Raw genomic sequence first — 25134 nt, 5'->3', positions numbered from 1 at the left:
TGTAGTTACTATTTTCTTAATGTATTCATATTCTAACAAAATTCGTCTATGTTTTTTCAAAATTTGTTTTCATAGAACCAAACTCTTTATTTTACTGACTCGCACTTTCCTTTTTACGCTGGCGCAATGTTTTAAAAAATATCTTCAGTTGCTGACCACATGAGTAGGCAAGTACACCGCGCACCACTTTGGCACGATGATTCATCTGTGGATCCTCTATCAAGTTCATCAAGCTCCCACTACAGCCACCTTTAGGATCTTCAGCACCATATACAACTTGCTCGACGCGGCTCATTACAATCGTTCCTGAGCACATCACACAAGGTTCTAGCGTCACATACAACGTGCATCCTTCTAAACGCCATGTCCCGAGTGCTTCTGCGGCTTGTTCCATCGCTAGGTGTTCCGCATGTGCTGTTGGCAATTGTAACGTTTCACGCAAATTATGCGCCCGTGCAATAACTTGATCATCCTTAACAACAACCGCCCCGATTGGCACTTCTCCTTTTTGTGCCGCTTGATATGCTTCATCGAGCGCAAGTGACATATAATATTCATGACTTCTCATTCAGAAATAGCCTCACTTATGTTAAAATTTGTAATACTGACTACTATGAGATGGAGCGAAAACACATGACTAAACCATTTATTGTTATTGAAGGACCGATTGGTGTTGGTAAGTCCTCACTCACACACAAGTTGAGTCAATCTTACCATTTTTATGAGGCAAAAGAAATTGTCGGAGAAAACCCATTCCTTTCTGACTTTTACGAAGATATTTCCAAATGGAGCTTTCAAACAGAAATGTTCTTTCTCTGTAATCGCTACAAAGCTTACCAAGATTTAGCAGAACTTCATGAAGGCATTGTGTGCGACTATCATATTTATAAAAATAAAATCTTCGCCCGTAATACCCTTTCACAAGCGGAATACACGAAGTTTTCTCGTATTTATGATATCTTGACGGAAGACTTAATCACACCTGACTATACAATTATATTAGATGCTGATTTATCCGTATTGAAAAAACGCATTGCTAAACGTGATCGTAGCTTTGAGGCACATATTGAAGACGACTATTTGTTAAAACTCAAAGAAGACTATGCGACATATTACAAGCAATTATCTAGTGAAGGACATCGCGTACTTTGGATTGATACCACAGATATCGACTTCGTAAGCAATCCTGAAGACTATGATCACGTATTATCACGTATTAACGACTTAATCGGAGGACAAACACATGACACATTATAATATACCGTCAGATGCAGTCATTACGATTGCTGGTACGGTGGGCGTTGGCAAATCATCATTAACACGCGCACTCGCTGACAAATTAAACTTTCGTACATCTTATGAGAACGTAGACCACAATCCCTATTTAGATAAGTTTTACGATGATTTCACACGTTGGAGTTTCCACTTACAAATTTACTTTTTAGCTGAACGCTTTAAAGAACAAAAACGTATGTTTGAGTATGGCGGTGGCTTTATTCAAGACCGTTCGATTTATGAAGACGTGGATATTTTTGCGAAAATGCACCAAGAACAAGGTACGATGACAGAAGAAGACTTTGAAACGTACTCTAATCTGTTCAATGCGATGGTGATGACACCATACTTCCCAAAACCAGACGTACTGATTTATTTAGAATCTGATTATGACAGCGTAATTGACCGTATTAAGACGCGTGGTCGTCAAATGGAAATGGATACCGATCCAGAATATTGGCAAATGCTGTTCAAACGTTATGACGACTGGATTAATCAATTCAACGCATGCCCAGTCGTGCGCGTAAATATTAATGAATATGACTTATACGACGACCCAGATTCTATCGATAAAGTCATCGCAAAGATTGCACATATTATCCAAACACATCGTCAAATCGATACACGATAAACGTTGAAAATCCCCTTACTACCGAGATAGCGAGGGGATTTTTGATTACTATTTAGTTCGCTTGGCGACGTAGCCATTTACGATAAACAAATGCACTAATGATACCGACAATTGTCATGACAAGATACAAACGCCAATGTGGTAATTCATAATGAATGATCGCCTCTTTGTCGCCTTTATTAACTGGAATCACCGTTTGTATGCCATTGCCTTTTTTCACATCTCTAGGTTCTCCGTCTACTTCTGCTTTCAAACCTTCGCGATATGGCATTGGCAACACAAGGTAAGACTTTTTCGTCGGTTTCATTGCTACACGAATATCTCGATTTGTTTGCGTGACTTTGACTGGTGTCACATCGTCTTTCGCTTTTTCTAACGTTGAATAGTCTTCGCCGTAAATGCCTTTAATATTCACACGGTATGTGCCCTTTTTAAGCTTAAGCTGCATTGTGTCTTTAGCAGAAACACGGACTGTCACAGGTGTAACAAAACGTCTGTAACGTTGATTAAGCTCTTGACGTGACTGATAAAATTCATCAACCAGTAAATAATGGTTGACATTGGGATGTAAAAGTTCAATATCCATTTCTACATAATAGTCTTTATACCTCGCTGGCAAATCAGGAGATAGCGTAATATCTAAACCGCCAAGATCTTTATCAACCGTCAATTGAAACCCCTTTTGTTTCGCATTTCGTGGTGTGATTTCTGCAAATTTAACAAGATTTGGATTTTCATAAAATGGCGTGTTCGCCTTTTCCCCATCTATTACAACACCTTCAAGCATCGCATGTTCACGATCTAAAGGTGACTTTAAATCCGAATCATCAAAAATTTTGGATGTCAGATGTGCTGCAGGATAATCTATTGTATTGTGACTACGCGTCCATGTCACAATCCTATCTTTAAAAGTTTCTTTACGTTCCATACCGTATGGCAAAGAAAGGTCATTCCCTTTTCGAATTCGGTCTGTAACACCCCATAACGCAAATAGATTGGCACGGTCTCCCAAAGTACGATAGTAACTGTTATAATCTAAGCCCGTATTAATTTGCATAACATTATCATAATAGTCTAGGATCTCGCCATCAAAAATACTCGAATACAGCGCCATACCATTATAATTATAAAGTATACCGATATTCGCCACCACACCAATATAGTCAATGCGATTTACTGGAGACTGCTTTCCTTTAATCTTATCAATCTTCTTTTGCATAACGTCACTATGATAATCAGGTGAATGCAGAAGCTCTAAATTAGGTTCATATTGTTCAAGTTGATTTGTGCGATAATTCAATAACATCACAAACTGCTGAACGACAAAAAGTGAAATAATAAGCAACGTTACTTTCTTATTGAACCCTTTTTGATGAAAAACACCATATCCTACAATGCATAAAATCAGTACACTTGCGACCATCCACCACATAAGCCCAGAAGACATATTAATAATTGCAATTGCTAATGGCACCAATGGTACGAGTGATACGATATAGTCACGCAGGGTTAACTCAGATAAATATTTCAACCACAATGTCATAAGAACACTTGTAGATAACACTAACAAATATCCCCATCGTCTCTCTGGATATGAAAATCCATTGAAGAAACTATCAGTCATTGGTGAAAGTGAGGCAACCAACAAAATGCCCGTCAATATTGCAAAAAAACGATAATAATAATGGCGATAAAGTTTAAAGGAAAAGAGTGCTACTAACACAATAAAAGTTATCGTAAAATCATAACTATTTGAAAAAATGTGGTACCGTTCAGAAAAATCAGTAAGCAAAGGCACTTTAAAGTCCACGATTTGTCTATCATTATTAAGAAAAGAGCGTACACCTGTTAGAAAACCAAACGAAGCAATACACAAGCTGATTAACACGGCCGGCACCAATAGCCATAACTTTTTCCAACGCGTGACAACATCATCTGGATGAATATCAATCATGCGATAAATTAAATAAGCACTCAACGCAATTATTTCGTAATAACTGAAATAAAAATTTGAAAAAAGCGTCAATGAGATGGCAATCATAAACAAACCGATTTTGCGTTTTTTAAAGAAACGTTCCATACCCCAAATCGATAATGGAAGAAAAACCATCACATCTCCAAAAAATGACCATATAAAATTGAAAAAATAAAAGACCGTTGATGCACTATAAAGCATCGCACCTAAAAAACGATAATGTTTCTCCAATTGAAACATTTTCAACATGCCATATGCCGCTAAAAATGTAAGTGCGCATTTAAAAAAGGCAACAACAAGCTGATTACCTGCCCAAAAATCAATACTTGATGGATCAACCAATCTTAATGTTTGAAGCAGCTTGATACCTAAAAAGTTGATATACATCATAGGCGATGTTGTATAGTAATAGGAAAGATCTGTAAAGTAATCGCCACCAATTCCAAAACCAACATCATAAAAAGACGATAGGTTTGACATCCGCTCATACAAAAACATTTGGAACGGCACTAATTGTCTGATGCCATCATACATACCACTATATACAACACCTTCTACAAGAAAACGATAAAGCACCGGAAAGTACACGAGCGTCGCAACAAAAAATGCCATACTCAGCAATTGAAACCATTTATTATGTAGTAATTCTTTTTTCACAAATATCCACTCTTTCAATATTAATAAAACGATGTCGCTTGCTGTGTTTCTCTGGATGTACCATCATAAATTCAGAATCAGGATAAAATAAAAGCAATAAGCATTCGAACAGAAATCCAGTGTCGCAAATACAACGCCTTGAAGTCTGACAATCAGCTCTCCAAAATTCTCCCATTTCCTTTTTCAAATCATGGTTCTCTCTTTTTCTTAAACCTAAGTTATTTATTCATGGCTCTCTTAAAGCGTTTAAGAAATCTTTAATTGTAAGCAAAAACCCCCTATTATTAGGTTTGATGTCTTACAATAGGAGGTATTCACATTAAGCTATATTCAGTAGTTTTACTAACTATTTCGGCGCAACCATTTGCCATAGACAACGGCACCGATAACACCTAGTACCATCAATACAAGATAAAGTCCTCGATGTGGTAATTCATAATGAACAGTGACTTGTTTTTCACCTTTATTGACTGGAATCACCGTTTGCAAGCCATTCCCTTTTTTCACAGGTCTTGCCTCACCATCTACTTCTGCTTTCAAGCCATCACGATACGGCATTGGCAATACAAGATATGACTTTTTCGTTGGCTTCATATCAATACGTATCTCACGTTTATCTTTCGTCACTTTAACTGGTTTAACATCATTTTGTGCTTTTTCTAATGTTGTATAGTCTTCACCATAAATGCCTTTAATATTCACGCGATACGTACCTTTTTTAAGCTTGAGTTGCATTGGTTCATTTGCAGATACGCGGACTGTTATTGGCGTCACAAAACGTCTGTAACGCTGTGTCAACTCTCTACGTTCTTGGTAAAAATTATCTACCATTAAATAATGCGGTGAGTTTGGATATAATAACTCAACATCCATCTCTAAGTAATAATCTTTATACTGCGCTGATAAATCAGGTGGCATCGAAATATCTAAGCCGCCTAAATCTTTTGAAACCGTCAAATTAAACCCTTGTTGTTTCGCATCTCGTGGTGTAATATCAGCAAATTTAACCAGATTAGGATTTGCGTAAAATGGTGTGTTGGCTTTCTCGCCATCCATTACAACACCTTCAAGCATCGCATGTTCACGATCTAAAGGTGATTTTAAATCCGAAGCATCAAAAACTTTCGACGTCAGATGCGCTGCAGGATAATCAAATGTATTGTGACTATGTGTCCATGTTACACCTCTGTCACTGAATTTTTCCTGACGTTCCATGCCATAAGGGATTGAATTATCATCGCCTTTTCTAATACGGTCTGTTACACCCCATAATGCGAACATATTCGCACGATCTCCAAGCGTACGATAATAACTATTAGAATCGTAGCCCATATTTACTTGCATGAGTTTATCGTAATATTCTAAGATGGCGCCATCAAAGATACTTGAATATAGCGCGACACCATTAAATTTATGCAACATACTCGTATTCACTGCGAAATTATTAATGTAATCCGTACGTTCCAGTGGTGATTGTTTGTCTTTAATCTTATCAATCTTTTTCTGTAATACATCACTGTGATAATCCGGTGAATGCAATGTCTCAATAGTTGTTTCATATCGCATCATATTATTAGTGCGGTAATTCCATACTAGAAGAAATTGTTGCACGATAAACAACCCAATAATGAGATACAAGATATTTTGAGAAAAGCCTTTTTGCGCAAAAATACAATATGCTACAATACCTAAAATTAACGTACTAGCAACCATCCACCACATACGTCCTGAAGATAGATTGATTGTCGCAATCGCTAACGGAATCAATGGTAGTAGCGAAATCAAATAACTACGCCATGTCAGCTCTGTAAGGTGTTTTAACCATAATGCAATCATTACACTTGTCGACATCACTAACAGAAAACCCCAACGTCGTTCTGGGAAGGATAGTCCATTAAACAAGCTATCTGTATATTGCGAAAGTGAACCGATAAGTAAAATCCATGTAAATATCGCAAATAATCGATAATAGTAGTGACGGTACAACTTAAATGAAAACAGTGCCACAAGTGCAATAAAAGTAATCGTCATGTGAAGACCATTTGAAAAGATATGATAATCTGGTGAGAAGTCGATTAAAAATGGTACTTCAAAATCAATCAGTTTACGATCATTATTTAAAAATGCGCGTACACCTGTTAGAAAACCTAGAGATGCGATACACAAACTAATACCTACTGCCGGCACTAATAACCATAGCTTTTTCCAACGCGTTACTACATCATCTGGATGCGTGTCAATCATACGATAGATGAGATAAGCAGCCAATGCGAGCGCTAAATAATAACTGAAATAGAAATTCGAAAATAGCGTCAATGCAATCGCAACGATAAATAATCCAATTTTACGTTGTTTGAAGAAACGTTCCATACCCCAAATAGCCAGTGGTAAATAGAGCATAACATCTCCAAAGAATGACCATGCAAAATTGAAAAAGTAAAAGACAGTTGAAACGCTATAAAGTAATGCACCTACAAAACGATACGGTTTCTCCATTTGAAACATTTTCAACATACCGTATGTTGCTAAGAAAGTCAGTGCACACTTAAAAAATGCAACGACTAACTGATTTTTTGCCCAAAAATCAATTGTTGATGGATCAACCAAACCTAATATGTCAATAATCTTAATACAGAAAAAATTAAGATACATCATAGGCGACGTTGTGTAATAATATGTAAGGTCTGTAAAATAATCACCACCCAGTCCAAAGCCGACATCGTAAAATGATGAAAAGCTCGTCATCCGCTCATATAAGAACATTTGGAATGGTACCATCTGTTTAATGCCATCATATCTTCCACTATAAATAATGCCGTGTTGTAGATAGCGATAAAACACAGGAAAGTACACGAGTGCACCGACAAACAAGGCTATACCTAATAACTTAAACCACTTAAGATAAGGAAAGTCTTTTTTCAATAATACCCACTCTTTCTTATTCATTAATTTAATATTTTAGTGTATTGTATTAATATGTATTTATCTAAATTATAGATAATTAAAACCTTAGCGACAAGATGGAATTGTACACACAACTTATTCCTACATAAATAATTTATAAATATGTAAAATTCTGTTTGTCATATTACCAACTTGTATCACATACTCGCCTGAATATCATACATGTAGTAATTATAACAGAATAACTTATACAATATCGTACGACTTCATAAATATTCTAGTAATTGTGTCACATCATCTAATATCAAATCCGCTTCGTCGAAAGTTGCTTCATGCCCCAAGCCCGTACGTACGCCAATCGTCTTGGCACATTGTGCTTGGCGACCCGTCTGCATATCTAAGTCCGTATCACCAATGATTGCCATCTCTTCAGCTTTCACACCGCGCGACCATAGTGGCGTTAAAAGACGCTTATCTGGCTTTTCATAATTATCGCCATTTGTTGAAATCACACAAGCAAACAAATCTTGAAGTCCAGTCTGTTCTAAGAAATGCGATACACCCCGCGCATTGTCTCCCGTCACAATCGCCAATTGATAACCACATGTATGGAGTTTCATTAATGTTTCATGAACACCTGGGTACAGCTTACTTTCCGGAACACGTGTATTAATCAACTGCTGACTGCGCATACAGACCCACGTATACGTTTCAATGTCTGTATATTGATTAAATATCGTTGCCATCTCTTCAAGCGAACCGGATGCCATCACACTATTCGGCCGAAAAGCATCTCCGTCAATCCCAATCGCATCATAAACCGCTTCACGTTGGTCAATTTCAAAATGGGCACATACATCATCTACTAGCTGAATCCCTAACTTTACCCAGCTTTGATCAAATTGAATAAGCGTGCCATCTTTATCGAATAATAGCCATTTTATCATCGTCGTCACCTGTTTCTATATAATGCAATTCATTTACAATAGTAACAATAAATTCATACTACTTCTATAACACGCTCACTTGTAATTTTTTTTAGATCTTGCTTATTTACTAAACACCTTTAATTAATCGACCTATCTAAATTTTTATTGTACTAATTATTTTACCTAACAAACCCTAACCCACTTTGTGCACGTTTTAGATAGTCATGCTCCACTTTATCTATCAGTCTTCTTGTTACTTTTACCTCTTTTAAATTTTGGCGGCCCCTTAATCCCGATTACAATAAGCGATATCCCTGTTATAAACGTCATTAGTGGCACACCATAATGTTCAGGCATCAATATATATCCAAAAATTGCCATTACTATCATCATGATTCCCATTATGACATCAAACTTTGATTCCATTGCTACTATTGCACTTGTCTTAACAACACAATACATCAAATAAATCTTACTATATTCAGCTTAACATATCCATTTGACCTCTATTTCATAATCCCCTTCCTTCAAAATGGACTTAGGCATAGTAAAAGCGCCTGAACTCTCTCTATGTCCAGACGCTTTTCTCACCTTATCAAAATTCCACTCTATTTGTACTCAAATCATTCCGCTTCTTCTTCGCGTTTAATCAAATGTAAATGTTCTTTCAACTCATTCACAAAGGTACTTCTACCACTATTTTTCAAAATAATAAACGGTTTCTCTTCTTTTTTCGCTCTTGCTTTTGCTTGTTCCGCTTTGGCATGGCTTACAGTTAGGATAGGAATCACAACAATATCTGACTTACTTACTAGCGTCTCCACTTGCAACTGTGTATCTGACTCCGTATGATGCACCTTACCGCCACGTTGTTCCACTTCTTCTATATAATTATTGATAAACTGACTTGCACCTAAGATACCGACTTCAACATCCTTAAATAGTTCTTTTTCTGTATCATCAATTTCATCCGCCTCATGACTTTCCTTGTAGTATGATGACTTTTTCTTAATCGGTGTCGGCACGATCTCATCTGAATCATACTTCCATCTAATACGTGCTGTCGTATGGTTAGGTGTATGTGCAATGCTGATGACGTCCTCTCTGTTAATGTTAAATTTAATGACGTCTTTCTCATTTAATAAGCAAAGTGGAATACTCTTTAATTCGCCATTCGCATAATGCTTTTTACATACAAAGCGATGAATACTCTCGTCGTAATCCACAATCGCATAGTCATAACCAACAATTTCAAAACCTTCGACCGAATCATCAACTTCCGAACTTATTTTTTTATAATCATGTCGATGATACCCATTACCGTTTTCTACAAAAAGTAATTTATTCCCTTGCTCGAGTTGTTCTTTTTTCACGACAGACTCAGGTACAAAGATTGTCTGACCCGTCTCTGGATTGACACCTTCGCCACCTAATAAATGACGGACAAAGATATACTCATCTGTCACAACTTTTGATTCTTTGCTAGACTGTTCTGTTTCAGCCACTGCCGCTTCATTATCTAACTTAAGTAATTCTATCTGTTTCAACGCTTTTAAATAATGTTTGTTTTGCTGTTCAAGTGCTTCTGTTTCTTTAATACTTACAATATCGTCAATCCATGCTTCTTTAATTAGTTGAACAATTTGCTCCTTCATTTCTTGCTTCATAAGTAATCTCCATTCTTAAAATATATTTAGTATACTATTTTCTATTTCTATCAACTTATACTATTCATTATAGTGAAATTTCATAATAATTTCAGACATTTCCCATCGAGACTTACAAACTAATTCCTATTAACCCTTCACAATTCACACACTCAAAATCAAAACTCCCCACATCCAGACTATTTGCTAAAGATGCGGGGAAACAACACGTTATATGCAATTGAAAATAAACGACCTATCTTTCGTAATGTGGTACGACTAAACGCCAATTATGTGGATCATCTAACTTACCACTTTGGATACCTGTGTAGTTGTCATACAATGCTTGCGTAATCTTACCAGTTTCGCCATTGTTGATAACCATTTTCTTATCTTTGAATTGTAATTCACCCACTGGCGAAATCACTGCTGCAGTACCTGTACCGAATACTTCTTCTAACTCACCTTTTTCATAGTGTTCGAATAATTCATCGATAGAGACACGACGTTCTTCTACTTCATAGCCTAATGTCTCAGCTAATGCAAGTACTGTTTTACGCGTAATACCTGGTAAAATACTACCATTTAATGAAGGTGTCACAACTTTACCGTTGATAACGAAGAAGATGTTCATGCTACCTACTTCTTCAACATACTTCTGTTCAACACCGTCTAACCATAATACTTGGTCAAAACCGAGTGCATTCGCATTGGCTTGTGCTAATAAACTTGCTGCGTAGTTACCTGCAACTTTCGCGAAACCAACACCACCACGTACTGCACGTACATACTCATCTTCAACATAGATTTTTGTAGGACGTAATGAATCACCGCCGTAGTATGAGCCTGATGGAGATAAAATAATTAATAAACGGTAATTTTTAGATGGGGCTACTCCTAATATACCTTCTGTCGCAAAAACAACTGGACGAATGTAAAGTGATTGTCCTTCACCCTCTGGTACCCAATCACGGTCTACGTCTACTAATTGTTTTAAGCCTTCTAATAATAAATCTTCATCAATTCGAGGCATTTTTAAGCGCTCTAATGAGACGTTAATACGCTTAAAGTTCTCTTCTGGTCTGAATAACACAACTTCTCCGTTATGTTTATAGGCTTTCAACCCTTCAAATACAGATTGACCATAGTGTACACTTTGCGCAGCTGGAGAGATTTCGATTGGCGCATATGGTACGATTTTCAAGTCATGCCAGCCTTGACCTTCTGTATATTCAAAGCTCAACATATAGTCTGTAAATACTTCACCAAATGTTAAAGAGGATTGATCTGGTTTCTCTTTTAACGATTGGCGTTGTTCTAATTTCACTAAATCTGTCATAATAAATGCCCCCTGTAATGATGTAAATGTAATACAAGCATTATATCAACTCGGTCGTAATAATTCAACAAGTTTTGCGAAAATTTGATATATTCTTAACCATTATACCTATAAAAATTGAGGCAAACACACGCTGTACTGAGCCATGTGCTGCCTCATCATTCATTCTATTTATGCGTTTTGATTTTCTTTTGCTTTGATACCCTCTAGCATACGTGTTGTCATTGCTGCTAAGTCATATTGTGGATCGAACCCCCATTCAGCACGTGCACAGCTCGTATCAATACTATCTGGCCAGCTTTCTGCAATGCCTTGACGAACTGGATCCACATCATAATCTACTGTGAAGTTTGGATCATGTTCTTGGATTGCTGCTTTAACCATCTCAGGCTCGATGCTCATCGCACTTAAGTTGTAGGCGTTACGGTTGATTAACTTACCACCATCCGCTTCCATTAACTTAATAATTGCGTCAATCGCATCATCCATAAACATCATATCCATATAAGTACCACGGTCGATATAGCTTGTATATTTACCTTCACGAACAGCTTGGAAGTAGATGTCTACCGCATAGTCAGTTGTACCGCCACCTGGTTCTTTCACGTAAGAAATTAAACCTGGGAAACGCACACTACGCGTATCAACGCCAAATTTCGTAAAGTAATAATCACATAATAATTCACCTGATACTTTGTTCACACCGTACATTGTGTTCGGACGTTGGATCGTAACTTGTGGTGTATTTTTCTTAGGTGTATTCGGACCAAATGCACCGATTGAGCTTGGTGTGAAGAATTGTAAATCATATTTACGTGCAGCTTCTAACGCGTTCACTAAGCCACCCATATTCAAGTTCCATGCGAGTAATGGCTTTTGTTCTGCAGTCGCTGATAATAAAGCTGCCATATGCATCATTGTGTCTGGTTTGAAGTCAGCAATCAACTGCTCCATTTTTTCTGCGTCTGTCACATCTAAAATTTCAAATGGCCCTTCAGCAACAATCGAACCTGCTTCTGGCTCACGAATATCTGTTGCTAATACATTGTCATTCCCATAAATTTCACGACATTTTGCAACGAGTTCTGTACCAATTTGACCTAACGCACCAGTGATAAATATTCTTTTCATAAATGATTACATCTCCTAACTGTCTCTCTGATAAACACAAATGTTCTTTTCTTATGCTCATTAATTGTTTATGCACTTGCATTATAACATTTAAGCGCTTTCTTGTACACGTAGAGCATACACACAAAATGATATTTACTATACAGGCATAAGAATACTTCCCTTTAATGCATATCGTCCTTCTCTATTGCAGCAATAAGGAATAATACAACCGTTATTAACATCCAAGGTTCCATTAATAAAAAAATTAAAAAGGTACCAATAAATATTAGCCAAAACGTATCAATATAATAATTACCAATCTTCATCGATATCCTCTTATCCAAAAAATACAGCCACCCTATGCGAGCGACTGCATTCAATTGTTAATATTTAATTATGAAATAACGTCTAATTCCTTACCAACACGTTCATACACAGCTAATGCTTCATCTAACATTTCTTTCGTATGTGCTGCAGTTGGCATATTACGTACACGACCTGTACCACGTGGAACCGTTGGGAATACGATAGATTTAACGTAAACGCCTTCTTCCATCAAGCGTTTACTGAATGTTTGTGTTTTCTTCTCATCACCAATAATTACTGGTGTGATAGGTGTTTCAGATTCCCCAGTGTTAAAGCCTAATTTGTTTAAGCCTTCTTTCAAGTAGTTCGCATTATCCCACAACTTATCATGTAGCTCTGTAGATGCCATTAACTTTTTCACTGCTGTTGTAATGGCTTTTGTATCTGCAGGTGCTAATGATGTTGAGAATAAGAATGGACGAGATTGTACTTTTAACCAGTCAATCAATTGTTGTGAACCGGCTACATAACCACCGACAACACCGATTGCTTTTGATAATGTACCGATTTGGAAGTCGACTTTATCTTGTAAGCCGAAGTGTTTCACTGTACCGGCACCTTTACCCATTACACCTGAACCGTGCGCGTCATCAACGTAAACCATAATACCGTATTCTTCACAAATTTCTACGATTTCAGGTAATTTCGCAACGTCACCATCCATACTGAATACACCGTCAGTAATATACATTACTTTGTTATACTCACCTGATTCAACAGCTTCTTTTGCTTTTTTACGTAAGTCGTCCATATCTGAGTGGTTTACACGAATGATTTTTGCTTTTGATAAACGGCAACCGTCAATAATAGATGCGTGGTTTAATTCATCTGATAAGATTGCATCATTTTTATTCATGACTGCTGAAATAGCTGCCATGTTACAGTTGAAACCTGATTGATATGCGATGGCTGCTTCTGTCCCTTTGAATTCTGCTAATGTCTTTTCTAACTCGTCATGTAAGTCGAGTGTACCGTTGATTGTACGTACCGCACCAGCACCCACACCATGTGAGTCTACTGCTTCTTTTGCTGCTGCTTTTAAATCAGCATCTGTCGCAAGCCCTAAGTAGTTGTTAGAAGACAAGTTGATATATTCTTTACCTGCAATTTTAATTTTAGGACCATTTGCCCCTTCGATTGTGTCGATCTCGTTGTATAAACCGTTGTCTTTCAAATAGTTAATATTTTCTTCTAGAAAGTCGTGTAGCATTTGTACCACGATTCATTCCCCTTTCCTATTTGCTAATACTCTTTTATCATAACGTATTTTGAACAAACTTAAAAGCACGTGTATAATATTATCATAATCTTTACGAAGGAGTGGATGACCCATGACGGATTGGTTCCAATGTGCAGGCGAAAAAGAGCAAGAAATGATTGCGATACGCCGTCATTTACACCAATATCCAGAACGCTCATTTCAAGAAAAACAAACGCACGCCTATATTCTTGAAAGATTAAAGCATCTAGATTTTACCATTCGCGAACGTGTCGGTCATAATGGGATTGTTGCTACAATCGGCGATACTGAACAAGGCCCTACAATTGCATTGCGCGCGGACTTTGATGCCTTGCCTATAGAAGATATGAAAGATGTACCGTATCGCTCAAAAATCCCAGGTGTCATGCATGCGTGTGGTCACGATGGTCATACCGCTATTTTATTAACCGTTGCTGAACTCTTACATGAGCATCAAGACCAACTCAAAGGTGCCGTTGTACTCATCTTCCAATATGGCGAAGAGGAAATGCCCGGTGGTGCACAAGGCATGATTGCGGACAATGCACTTGCTGGTGTCGATAAAGTATACGGCAATCACTTATGGAGCGGCTATCCAACTGGTACGATTCATACACGACCAGGTGCAATGATGGCGCAACCAGATGAATTCAACATTACAATTTATGGTAAAGGCGGCCACGGTGCAAAGCCACATGAGACTATTGATTCAATTGTTATTTTGGCAGAATTTATTTTAAGCACCCAAAAAATTGTGTCTCGTACGCTTGATCCTGTAAAACAAGCTGTCATTTCATTCGGTAAGATCGAAGCAGGTGATGCCGACAACGTCATTCCCGATACTGCACAATGTCGTGGAACCGTTCGTACATTTGATCCAAGCGTTCAACAGCATATTCGCACAAAACTAGAAAAACTCTTACAAGGGCTAGCCGTTGCGAATGATATTACTTACGACTTGGATTATGTGAATGGCTATCTACCCGTCTACAATCATGAAGCGTCTGCAGAAATCGTTAAAACAGCAGCTAATACTTTGAACTTCCGCTATCATGATTCAGATTTGATGATGATTGGCGAAGACTTTTCTTATTATTTACACGCCTTGCCTGGTGCCTTTTTCTTCACTGGTTGTGGTAATCCAGAAAAAGCAACCGACTGGCCACACCATAGTCCACATTTTGATATTGATGAATCGGCTATGAAATATACCGTAAGTACTTTTATGAAAATACTAGAGCTTGAAGGCGTTCTTTAACGATAGAAGACCCTAAACCTCCAGATTGAAGTTTAGGGTCTTTTTGTTTATACGCATAAATCACGTGACTTAGTACAGAATAGTTCTAATTTTTATTTAGTTTTCGTGCGAATTAGGTTTAATATGTGATAGAATGTTGGTGAGCAAGTTAAGTGGATGGTGGCTATCTGAGTATAAGGAGGTGGTGCCTATGAATGGCATGTCTCAAATCTTTAGAAAGGAGAAGCCCTAATGGTATCTGTGGCAGAAGCACTGCTCCTTATGATAGGATTCGGCTCATTTGTCGTTTCACTCATAGGGCTCGTGGTTGCGATGCTTGATATTTATCATAAAAATAACCATCACTAACTTTGACGAAGGTGATGGTCTTAGCACTATTAAATCTTAGTCACCGTCTTTTTAACGGGCTCTTTCGGGGACATGTTGGAGCATGTCCCTTTTATATTTTTAATGTAACATAAATAGTATTTTGATTCAATATCGTTATAATCAGTCTAATCATATCTGTTCATATGCACTATGTAACACGACAGGGTTAGACTCATTTGTCGTTTCACTCATAGGGCTCGTGGTTGCGATGCTTGATATTTACCTAAAAAATAACCATCACTGACTTTGACGAAGGTGATGGTCTTAGCACTATTAAATCTTAGTCACCGTCTTTTTAACGGGCTCTTTCGGGGACATGCTCCAACATATCCCTTTTATATTTTTAATGTAACACAGATGTTATATCCTAACAACAAGTTTTAGTAGGGCAAGTTTACAGCTCCCAATCATTGTAAGAAATACAAAAAAGCTAGCGCAATTGCGCTAGCTTTTTCTATCTCAAAGATAAAGATTATCTTATTCGTGGATTTCAGTTACAACGCCTGATCCTACAGTACGTCCACCTTCACGGATTGAGAAACGAGTACCGTCTTCGATAGCGATTGGAGAAATTAATTCAACTTCCATTTCAACGTTATCGCCAGGCATAACCATTTCAGTACCTTCTGGTAAGTTAACAACACCAGTTACGTCAGTAGTACGGAAATAGAATTGTGGGCGGTAGTTAGAGAAGAAAGGAGTGTGACGTCCACCTTCGTCTTTTGATAATACGTAAACTTCCGCTTTAAATTTTGTGTGTGGTGTAATAGAACCTGGAGCTGCTAATACTTGACCACGTTGTACATCTTCACGTGAAACACCACGTAATAATGCACCAATGTTGTCACCAGCTTCAGCGTAGTCTAATAACTTACGGAACATTTCTACACCAGTAACAGTTGTTTTAGCTGATTCATCAGTTAAACCGATGATTTCAACTTCTTCACCAACTTTGATTTGACCACGTTCAACACGGCCAGTAGCTACTGTACCACGACCAGTGATTGAGAATACGTCCTCAACTGGCATCATGAATGGTTTGTCAGAGTCACGTTCTGGAGTTGGAATGTACTCGTCAACAGCGTTCATTAATTCTAAGATTTTTTCTTCGTATGCAGCATCGCCTTCTAAAGCTTTTAATGCTGAACCAGCGATTACAGGTACGTCATCGCCTGGGAAGTCGTATTCAGATAATAAGTCACGAACTTCCATTTCTACTAATTCTAATAATTCTTCATCGTCAACCATGTCAACTTTGTTTAAGAATACTACTAATGCTGGTACACCAACGTTACGTGATAATAAGATGTGCTCACGAGTTTGTGGCATTGGACCGTCAGCAGCAGATACTACTAAGATACCACCGTCCATTTGCGCAGCACCAGTGATCATGTTTTTAACATAGTCAGCGTGTCCTGGGCAGTCAACGTGCGCATAGTGACGTTTTTCAGTTTGGTATTCGATGTGTGAAGTATTGATTGTGATACCACGCTCTTTTTCTTCTGGAGCGTTGTCAATCATGTCGTATGATTGTGCTTCACTGTCACCGTGTTTTGCTAATACAGTTGCGATTGCAGCTGTTAAAGTAGTTTTACCATGGTCAACGTGACCGATAGTACCAATATTGGCATGTGTTTTTGAGCGATCAAATTTTTCTTTTGCCATTATAAAATCTCTCCTATTCAAATTAAGAATTAAATTTTTTAATATATCTCATGAAAGTTACTCACTAACATGAGACATATTTTCTTTATTACCTTTATAAAGCATTTTGCTGAAAAAATCAATTTATAAACAAGTGATAATTACATCAGTGAATTATTCACCTTTGTTCTTTTTGATGATTTCCTCAGAAATTGATTTTGGAACTTCTGCATAGTGATCGAAGTACATTGTGTAAGTACCGCGACCTTGCGTGTTAGAACGTAATGATGTTGCATAACCGAACATTTCTGAAAGTGGAACATAAGCGTTAACAACTTGTGCGTTACCGCGTGCTTCCATACCGTCTACGCGACCACGGCGTGCTGTTACGTCACCCATGATATCGCCTAGGTATTCTTCAGGCATTTCGATTGTAACTTTCATCATTGGTTCTAAGATAACTGGATCACATTTTTTAGCAGCTTCTTTAAGTGCTAATGATGCAGCGATTTTGAAGGCCATTTCAGATGAATCGACATCATGGTATGAACCGTCAAATAATTTTGCTTTTACATCGATTAATGGATATCCAGCTAAGACACCGTTTTCCATTGCGTCTTTAAGACCTTGTTCAACTGATGGGATGTATTCACGAGGAACTACACCACCAACGATAGCGTTTTCGAATTCGAAACCTTCACCAGTTTCGTTAGGTGTGAATTCGATGTGAACGTCACCGTATTGACCACGACCACCAGATTGACGAGAGAATTTACCTTGTACTGCAGCTGATTGTTTGAACGTTTCACGGTAAGATACCATTGGCGCACCAACGTTAGCTTCTACATTAAATTCTTTCTTCATACGGTCAACGATAATGTCAAGGTGAAGCTCACCCATACCACCGATGATAACTTGACCAGTTTCTTCATCTGTGTGTGCTTTGAATGTTGGGTCTTCTTCTTGTAATTTTTGTAAAGCTTGTGCCATCTTATCTTGGTCAGCTTTTGATTTAGGCTCAACTGATAAGTGGATTACAGGCTCTGGGAATTCCATTGACTCAAGGATGATGTCGTTTTTCTCACCACAAAGTGTGTCACCAGTTGCAGTGTCTTTAAGACCTACTGCAGCAGCGATATCACCTGAGTAAACAGTGCTGATTTCTTCACGTGAGTTTGCGTGCATTTGTAAGATACGACCTACACGTTCACGTTTGTCTTTTGTTGAGTTTTTAACATAAGAACCTGAAGTTAATGTACCTGAGTACACACGGAAGAATGTTAATTTACCAACGTAAGGGTCAGTCATAACTTTGAATGCTAATGCAGCGAATTCAGCTGAATCGTCTGCTTTAGCGATTACTTCTTCTTCAGGGTTGTCAGCACGGTGACCAACGATAGGTTTAACGTCTAATGGTGATGGTAAATAGTCAATAACTGCGTCCAACATTAATTGAACACCTTTGTTTTTGAATGCTGTACCACATAATACTGGGTAGAATTCAACGTCTGTTGTTGCTTGACGAATTGCTTCTTTAAGCTCTTCAACAGATAATTCTTCTCCACCTAAGTATTTTTCCATTAAGTCATCGTTAGTTTCAGCTACTGCTTCGATTAACGCTTCACGAGCTTCTTCAGCGCGTTCTTGGTAGTCAGCTGGAATTTCGATTTCTTCAATTTCTGTACCTAAGTCGTTGTTGTATTTGAAACATTTCATTTGAACTAAGTCAATGATTGCTTCAAATTCATCTTCAGCACCGATTGGTAATTGGATAGGTGCTGCGTTCGCTTGTAAACGGTCATGTAAAGTGCTAACTGCGTAGTCGAAGTTTGCACCCATTTTGTCCATTTTGTTTACGAATACGATACGAGGTACACCGTAAGTTGTTGCTTGACGCCAAACTGTTTCAGTTTGAGGTTCTACACCTGATTGTGCGTCAAGTACTGTTACTGCACCATCAAGTACACGTAATGAACGTTCAACCTCTACAGTGAAGTCTACGTGTCCAGGTGTATCGATGATGTTTACGCGGTGACCATTCCATGCAGCTGTTGTTGCAGCTGATGTGATTGTGATACCACGGTCTTGCTCTTGTTCCATCCAGTCCATTTGTGAAGCACCTTCATGTGTTTCACCAATTTTATGAATACGGCCAGTGTAATAAAGAATACGTTCAGTAGTCGTCGTTTTACCAGCATCGATGTGAGCCATGATACCGATATTACGAGTGTTCTTCAACGAAAAGTCTCTTGCCATGGGTATTCTTTCTCCTTCCAGAATAATGGATTATATAGTCAGATATAGCTTTACCCTAAGCATGTATAAACCAAACAATTCACCTGCTATGCAGCATGATGATCAGCGTCTATACGATATGTGCTCAGGGGATTAGCGTTTATCTTACCAGCGGTAGTGAGCGAATGCTTTGTTCGCTTCAGCCATTTTGTGAGTGTCTTCACGTTTCTTAACGGCACCACCAGTGTTGTTGGCTGCGTCTAAGATTTCGTTAGCTAAACGTTCCTCCATAGTTTTTTCACCACGAAGACGCGCATAGTTTACTAACCAACGTAAACCTAAAGTAGTACGACGCTCTGGACGAACTTCTACAGGTACTTGGTAGTTTGAACCACCCACACGGCGTGCTTTAACTTCAAGTACTGGCATAATGTTGTTGATTGCTTCATCGAATACTTCCATTGCATCACGACCAGAACGTTCTTGAACTAAGTCGAATGCTGAATAAAGAATACGTTGAGCAGTCCCACGCTTACCATCTAACATAATTTTGTTGATTAATTTTGTAACCAATTTAGAGTTGTGAATTGGATCTGGTAACACATCTCTTTTAGGTACTGATCCTTTACGAGGCATAATACAAGTCCTCCCTTCCTATTATAATTGTTTTATATTGAGTTTAAGTTAATGTCGCTTAAACTTATTTTTTAGGTTTTTTAGTACCGTATAATGAACGGCTTTGCATACGACCTTCAACACCAGAAGTGTCTAATGCACCACGTACGATATGGTAACGCACACCAGGTAGGTCTTTTACACGACCACCACGTACAAGTACAACACTGTGCTCTTGTAAGTTATGACCGATACCAGGGATGTATGCGTTGATTTCAATGTTGTTTGATAAACGCACACGCGCATATTTACGTAACGCAGAGTTTGGTTTCTTAGGTGTCATTGTACCCACACGTGTACATACACCACGTTTTTGCGGTGAATTTAACTTAGTGAATTGTTTTTTCTGACTGTTGAAACCTCTATTTAAAGCAGGTGAGTCTGATTTTTTAGTTTTGCTCTGTCTTGGTTTACGTACTAATTGGTTAATAGTAGGCATTGATTGTCCTCCTCTCTTGTTCTCTTAATTCCACACATCCAGGTGGTTCATTTTTAAGTTAAATAAAATTTAGTAAGCATCACACTTACTAATCTCATTTTAGCAAAGCAACGACTGTCGCTTTTACCTTTATACCAACATGTTCTCCAAGTGCTTTACGACTTGAAAAGAACGTCATAGGTATCATATTTTGATTGGCAAAGCTTAACACGCGTGCTAACAGATGTACATTCACATCTTCAGCGATAATCAATTGTTTGACTCGATCTTTCTTGAGCGCCTTAAGCGTCTGTTTGAGTCCAACAACATAATCGTGTTCATCTAAGCGTGTGACTTTTTCATTAGACATTTACATATCCTCCAAAGTACTGCTTGCATCAACCTTTACTATATTATCATCTCTTTAAACAGTTCGTCAACACTTATAATCAATAAACATCTGATTTTATTGCTATGACAGTACTCGCTATTTCATTTTGGTTATATCTTCATCATCACGTCATTGTATTTAAGAAACAATGCGCATAATGACAAGTATTAACTCCCTACAACTTGCTTCAATAATAGAAAGAAAAGAGATGGGACAAACGCGTGCCCCATGCTCTATGATCTATTCAGTTACAAGTTGTGAATCTAAAGACTCAGTTGTTTCTTCTTTCTCGATTGACACATCACTGTAGCGTTTCATACCTGTACCTGCTGGAATCAATTTACCGATAATAACGTTCTCTTTCAAGCCGAGTAAGTCATCTCGTTTACCTTTGATTGCAGCGTCTGTAAGTACACGTGTTGTTTCTTGGAATGATGCAGCTGATAAGAAACTTTCTGTCTCAAGTGATGCTTTTGTGATACCAAGTAATACTGGTTTCGCAGTCGCTGGGCGCTTACGCTCTTTGAATGCGTCACGGTTGGCATCTGTGAAGTGATGGATGTCTACTAATGAACCTGGTAATAATTTCGTGTCACCAGCTTCGATGATACGTACTTTACGTAACATTTGACGTACCATTACTTCAACGTGTTTGTCATCGATTTCTACACCTTGCATACGGTAAACTTTTTGTACCTCTTTAAGTAAGTACGCTTCAGTAGCTGTTAAACCAGCAACCGCTAAGAAGTTCTTCGGCTCGATTGAACCTTCAGTCAAGACTTCACCGCGTTCAACTGATTGTCCGATTTCTACTTTCAAGCGTGATGTACCTGATGCAATATAAGAACGTGTTTCGTTGGCACCTTTGATAACAATCTCTTGTTGTCTATCTTTACCAACTGTGATGTTGTCTACCACACCTTCGATCTCTGTGATCACAGCTTGACCTTTCGGGTTACGTGCTTCAAAGATCTCTTGGATACGCGGTAAACCTTGCGTGATATCGCTACCGGCTACCCCACCAGTATGGAATGTACGCATTGTTAACTGTGTACCAGGTTCACCGATTGATTGAGCGGCAATTGTACCAACTGCTTCACCCACTTCAACTTTTTCACCTGTTGCTAAGTTTTTACCGTAACATTTTTCACATACACCATGACGTGTGTTACATGTAAATGCTGAACGGATGTACATTTCTTCAATACCAGCGTCTGTAATCTCTTTCGCAATATCTGGTGTGATTAATTCATCTGGACGAATGATGACCTTGCCAGTCTCTGGATGACGAATTGTCTCTTTAGAGTAACGGCCTTCGATACGCTCGATGAATGGTTCGATCATTTCTGTACCTTCTTTGATATCTGAAACGAGTAAACCACGGTCTGTACCACAGTCTTCTTCACGCACGATAACATCTTGTGCTACGTCAACAAGACGACGTGTTAAGTAACCAGAGTCGGCAGTCTTAAGTGCTGTATCGGCAAGACCTTTACGCGCACCGTGAGTTGAGATGAAGTACTCTAATACTGTTAAACCTTCACGGAATGATGATGTGATTGGAAGTTCGATGATTTTACCAGATGGTGCGGCCATCAGACCACGCATACCTGCAAGTTGCGTAAAGTTAGATGCGTTACCACGGGCACCAGAGTCACTCATCATGAAGATTGGGTTTGTTTTATCAAGAGATTTCATCAGTTTTTCTTGAATTCTATCTTTAGCTTGTGTCCAAATTTCAATAACCGCGTTATAACGTTCTTCTTCTGTTAATAAACCACGGCTAAATTGTTTTTGTACGCGTTCAACAAGTTTTTCTGACTCATCTAAGATTTCTTGTTTGTCAGGTAATACCACGATGTCAGCAACACCTACTGTAATACCTGCTTTTGATGAATACTTAAATCCTAAGTCTTTCATCAAGTCAAGCATCATTGACGTATCAGTAATGCTGAAACGGTTGAACACTTCAGCGATAATGTTTCCTAAGAATTTCTTGTTGAATGGTGGAACAAGTTCCGTTTTCTCGAAGTACTCTGCTAATCCACCTTCACCTAGTTCAGTCGCGTCAACAAAATACTTGTCTGGCGTATTTTTCTCTAGGTTTGTCGCTGTTGGTTCGTTAATGAATGCGAATGAATCTGGAATGATTTCATTGAAAATAACTTTACCAACTGATGTTGTTAAGATCTTACGGTTTTGTTCTTCAGTGAACGTTGGGTTGTTGAATGATACTGCTTGTACACCGATACGTGTGTGTAAATGCACATAACCATTGGCATATGCTTTTAACACTTCGTTCGTATCATTGAACAACATACCTGTATTAACCGCATCTTTACGCTCTAATGTTAAGTAGTAGTTACCAAGTACCATATCTTGTGATGGTGTAACAACTGGCTTACCATCTTTAGGGTTCAAGATGTTTTGTGCCGCAAGCATTAACATACGTGCTTCTGCTTGTGCTTCTTTAGATAACGGTACGTGAACGGCCATTTGGTCACCGTCAAAGTCCGCGTTGTACGCTGTTGTAACAAGCGGGTGCAAACGAATCGCACGACCTTCTACTAATGTTGGTTCGAACGCTTGGATACCTAATCTGTGAAGCGTTGGGGCACGGTTAAGTAATACTGGGTGTTCGATGATAACATCTTCTAAAACATCCCATACTTCATCGTCCATACGCTCAATTTTACTTTTCGCGTTTTTGATGTTTGTCGCAATTTCACGTTGAACTAATTCTTTCATGACGAAAGGTTTGAATAGTTCAAGCGCCATTTCTTTTGGCAAACCACATTGATACATTTTCAAGTTAGGTCCTACCGCGATTACCGAACGACCAGAGTAGTCAACACGTTTACCAAGTAAGTTTTGACGGAAACGTCCTTGCTTACCTTTTAACATGTGTGACAATGATTTAAGTGGTCGGTTACCCGGACCAGTTACTGGACGGCCACGACGACCATTGTCGATTAACGCGTCAACAGCTTCTTGTAACATACGTTTTTCGTTTTGAACGATGATACCAGGTGCACCAAGGTCTAATAAACGTTTTAAACGGTTGTTACGGTTGATAACACGACGGTACAAGTCGTTTAAGTCACTTGTCGCAAAACGGCCACCATCAAGTTGTACCATTGGACGAATTTCTGGTGGAATGATTGGAAGTACGTCTAAAATCATCCACGCAGGGTTATTACCTGAGTTACGGAATGATTCAACAACTTCTAAACGTTTAATCGCACGTGTTAAGCGTTGACCTGTGGCAGACTCTAACTCGTCACGTAATAATTTAAGTTCTTCATCTAAATCAATTTCTTCTAATAGGTCTTTGATACCTTCTGCACCCATTTTAGCAGTGAATTGACCTGGGAACTTACCGTAATAGTCACGGTATTCAGCTTCTGAAAGTAATGTTTTCTTCTCTAAGCCTGTTGGACCTGGATTAACCACAACATATGATGCGAAATAGATAACTTCTTCTAAAGAACGTGGTGACATGTCTAATAATAAGCCCATACGACTTGGAATACCTTTAAAGTACCAAATATGTGATACAGGTGCTGCCAATTCGATATGACCCATACGTTCACGACGTACTTTTGATTTTGTTACTTCTACACCACAACGGTCACACACCATGCCTTTGTAGCGTACACGTTTGTACTTACCACAACTACATTCCCAGTCTTTTGTTGGTCCAAAGATTCTTTCACAGAACAAACCATCTTTTTCTGGTTTTAGCGTACGATAGTTAATTGTTTCTGGTTTTTTAACTTCACCTTTTGACCATTTACGGATTTTTTCTGGTGAAGCGAGCCCTATTTTCATGTAATGGAATTTATTTACATCAATCAAGGAGCCTACCTCCTTTAGTTTAAATTAGCTATGCAAATTGATTGATAACAACGTCTTACTTTTATCATTATAGCGAAGCAGAGACAGTCGTCTTTCACAAAGTTGGGACAAAAGCGCTTAGGATTTGAGCAGAACCGAACGATGAGCAAAATTGCTTTTTGATTTTGCCGAAATCGTGGCAGTTCTGTCGAAAATCCTGCTTTTGGGACAC

Annotated in this window: 18 protein-coding genes; 4 read left to right on the top strand and 14 right to left on the bottom strand. The window is 38.4% G+C overall.

Features of this window, described 5'->3' with window-relative positions; all coding sequences use genetic code 11:
* Positions 1–91 precede the first annotated feature (91 nt).
* Positions 92–568 (bottom strand): tRNA adenosine(34) deaminase TadA, encoded by a 477-nt coding sequence (gene tadA / locus CD122_RS08160; protein ID WP_103358495.1) that lies wholly within the window; start codon positions 566–568, stop codon positions 92–94.
* 65 nt (positions 569–633) lie between these two features.
* Here tadA and CD122_RS08155 point away from each other — a divergent pair, with 65 nt between their 5' ends.
* A complete protein-coding gene (locus CD122_RS08155) occupies positions 634–1257 on the top strand; it encodes a deoxynucleoside kinase (RefSeq protein ID WP_103358494.1) in 624 nt (207 codons plus the stop codon).
* Entirely contained in the window at positions 1244–1906 is a 663-nt protein-coding gene (locus tag CD122_RS08150; RefSeq protein ID WP_103358493.1) for a deoxynucleoside kinase, read from the top strand. Before CD122_RS08155 ends, CD122_RS08150 begins: the two co-directional genes overlap by 14 nt.
* 52 nt (positions 1907–1958) lie before the next feature.
* Here the strand turns inward: CD122_RS08150 and CD122_RS08145 are convergent, their stop codons facing one another.
* The 7 genes from CD122_RS08145 to CD122_RS08110 all read right to left on the bottom strand — a co-directional run bounded on the left by CD122_RS08145 (position 1959) and on the right by CD122_RS08110 (position 14054).
* Entirely contained in the window at positions 1959–4538 is a 2580-nt protein-coding gene (locus CD122_RS08145) for a YfhO family protein (RefSeq protein WP_169926497.1), read from the bottom strand.
* A 342-nt stretch (positions 4539–4880) separates the two neighbouring features.
* On the bottom strand, positions 4881–7460 hold the full coding sequence (locus tag CD122_RS08140; RefSeq protein ID WP_240624146.1) for a YfhO family protein: 2580 nt from the start codon (positions 7458–7460) through the stop codon (positions 4881–4883).
* 248 nt (positions 7461–7708) lie between these two features.
* The gene (locus CD122_RS08135; RefSeq protein WP_103358491.1) at positions 7709–8389 is read right to left on the bottom strand and encodes an HAD family hydrolase; all 681 of its coding nucleotides are present in this window, start codon (positions 8387–8389) and stop codon (positions 7709–7711) included.
* A 605-nt stretch (positions 8390–8994) separates the two neighbouring features.
* Positions 8995–10038, bottom strand: coding sequence for a DUF2325 domain-containing protein (locus CD122_RS08125; protein WP_103358489.1), 1044 nt, complete (start codon positions 10036–10038; stop codon positions 8995–8997).
* Between the two features lie 235 nt (positions 10039–10273).
* Complete coding sequence (locus CD122_RS08120) at positions 10274–11356, bottom strand: branched-chain amino acid aminotransferase (protein WP_103358488.1); 1083 nt, start codon at positions 11354–11356, stop codon at positions 10274–10276.
* 171 nt (positions 11357–11527) lie between these two features.
* The gene (locus CD122_RS08115) at positions 11528–12487 is read right to left on the bottom strand and encodes an NAD-dependent epimerase/dehydratase family protein (protein WP_103358487.1); all 960 of its coding nucleotides are present in this window, start codon (positions 12485–12487) and stop codon (positions 11528–11530) included.
* A gap of 376 nt (positions 12488–12863) precedes the next feature.
* A complete protein-coding gene (locus CD122_RS08110) occupies positions 12864–14054 on the bottom strand; it encodes a glycine C-acetyltransferase (RefSeq protein ID WP_103358486.1) in 1191 nt (396 codons plus the stop codon).
* Between the two features lie 112 nt (positions 14055–14166).
* Here CD122_RS08110 and CD122_RS08105 point away from each other — a divergent pair, with 112 nt between their 5' ends.
* Both CD122_RS08105 and CD122_RS11805 read left to right on the top strand, forming a co-directional pair.
* Positions 14167–15333, top strand: a complete 1167-nt coding sequence (locus CD122_RS08105; RefSeq protein WP_103358485.1) for an amidohydrolase — start codon at positions 14167–14169, stop codon at positions 15331–15333.
* A 231-nt stretch (positions 15334–15564) separates the two neighbouring features.
* Positions 15565–15681: a putative holin-like toxin gene (locus tag CD122_RS11805; protein ID WP_142381195.1), complete on the top strand. Its 117-nt coding sequence runs from the start codon at positions 15565–15567 to the stop codon at positions 15679–15681.
* Between the two features lie 498 nt (positions 15682–16179).
* On the opposite strand, the gene tuf is transcribed toward CD122_RS11805, so the two are convergent.
* From tuf to rpoC, 6 genes are all read right to left on the bottom strand, one after another.
* Positions 16180–17367, bottom strand: coding sequence for an elongation factor Tu (gene tuf, locus CD122_RS08095; RefSeq protein ID WP_103358484.1), 1188 nt, complete (start codon positions 17365–17367; stop codon positions 16180–16182).
* 153 nt (positions 17368–17520) lie between these two features.
* Positions 17521–19602 carry an elongation factor G gene (fusA, locus tag CD122_RS08090; RefSeq protein ID WP_103358483.1) on the bottom strand — a complete coding sequence of 694 codons (2082 nt, stop codon included), beginning with the start codon at positions 19600–19602 and terminating at the stop codon, positions 17521–17523.
* A gap of 144 nt (positions 19603–19746) precedes the next feature.
* Positions 19747–20217, bottom strand: a complete 471-nt coding sequence (gene rpsG / locus CD122_RS08085) for a 30S ribosomal protein S7 (protein WP_014614746.1) — start codon at positions 20215–20217, stop codon at positions 19747–19749.
* A 64-nt stretch (positions 20218–20281) separates the two neighbouring features.
* Positions 20282–20695: a 30S ribosomal protein S12 gene (gene rpsL / locus CD122_RS08080; RefSeq protein WP_044359258.1), complete on the bottom strand. Its 414-nt coding sequence runs from the start codon at positions 20693–20695 to the stop codon at positions 20282–20284.
* A 94-nt stretch (positions 20696–20789) separates the two neighbouring features.
* Positions 20790–21044, bottom strand: a complete 255-nt coding sequence (locus tag CD122_RS08075) for a ribosomal L7Ae/L30e/S12e/Gadd45 family protein (RefSeq protein ID WP_103358482.1) — start codon at positions 21042–21044, stop codon at positions 20790–20792.
* Positions 21045–21305: 261 nt separating this feature from the next.
* Positions 21306–24923, bottom strand: coding sequence for a DNA-directed RNA polymerase subunit beta' (gene rpoC / locus CD122_RS08070; RefSeq protein ID WP_103358481.1), 3618 nt, complete (start codon positions 24921–24923; stop codon positions 21306–21308).
* Between the last annotated feature and the right edge of the window lie 211 nt (positions 24924–25134).

The organism is Staphylococcus rostri, from assembly GCF_002902145.1.
Classification (GTDB): Bacteria; Bacillota; Bacilli; order Staphylococcales; family Staphylococcaceae; genus Staphylococcus; species Staphylococcus rostri.
This window is presented reverse-complemented; position numbering and strand designations above follow the sequence as displayed.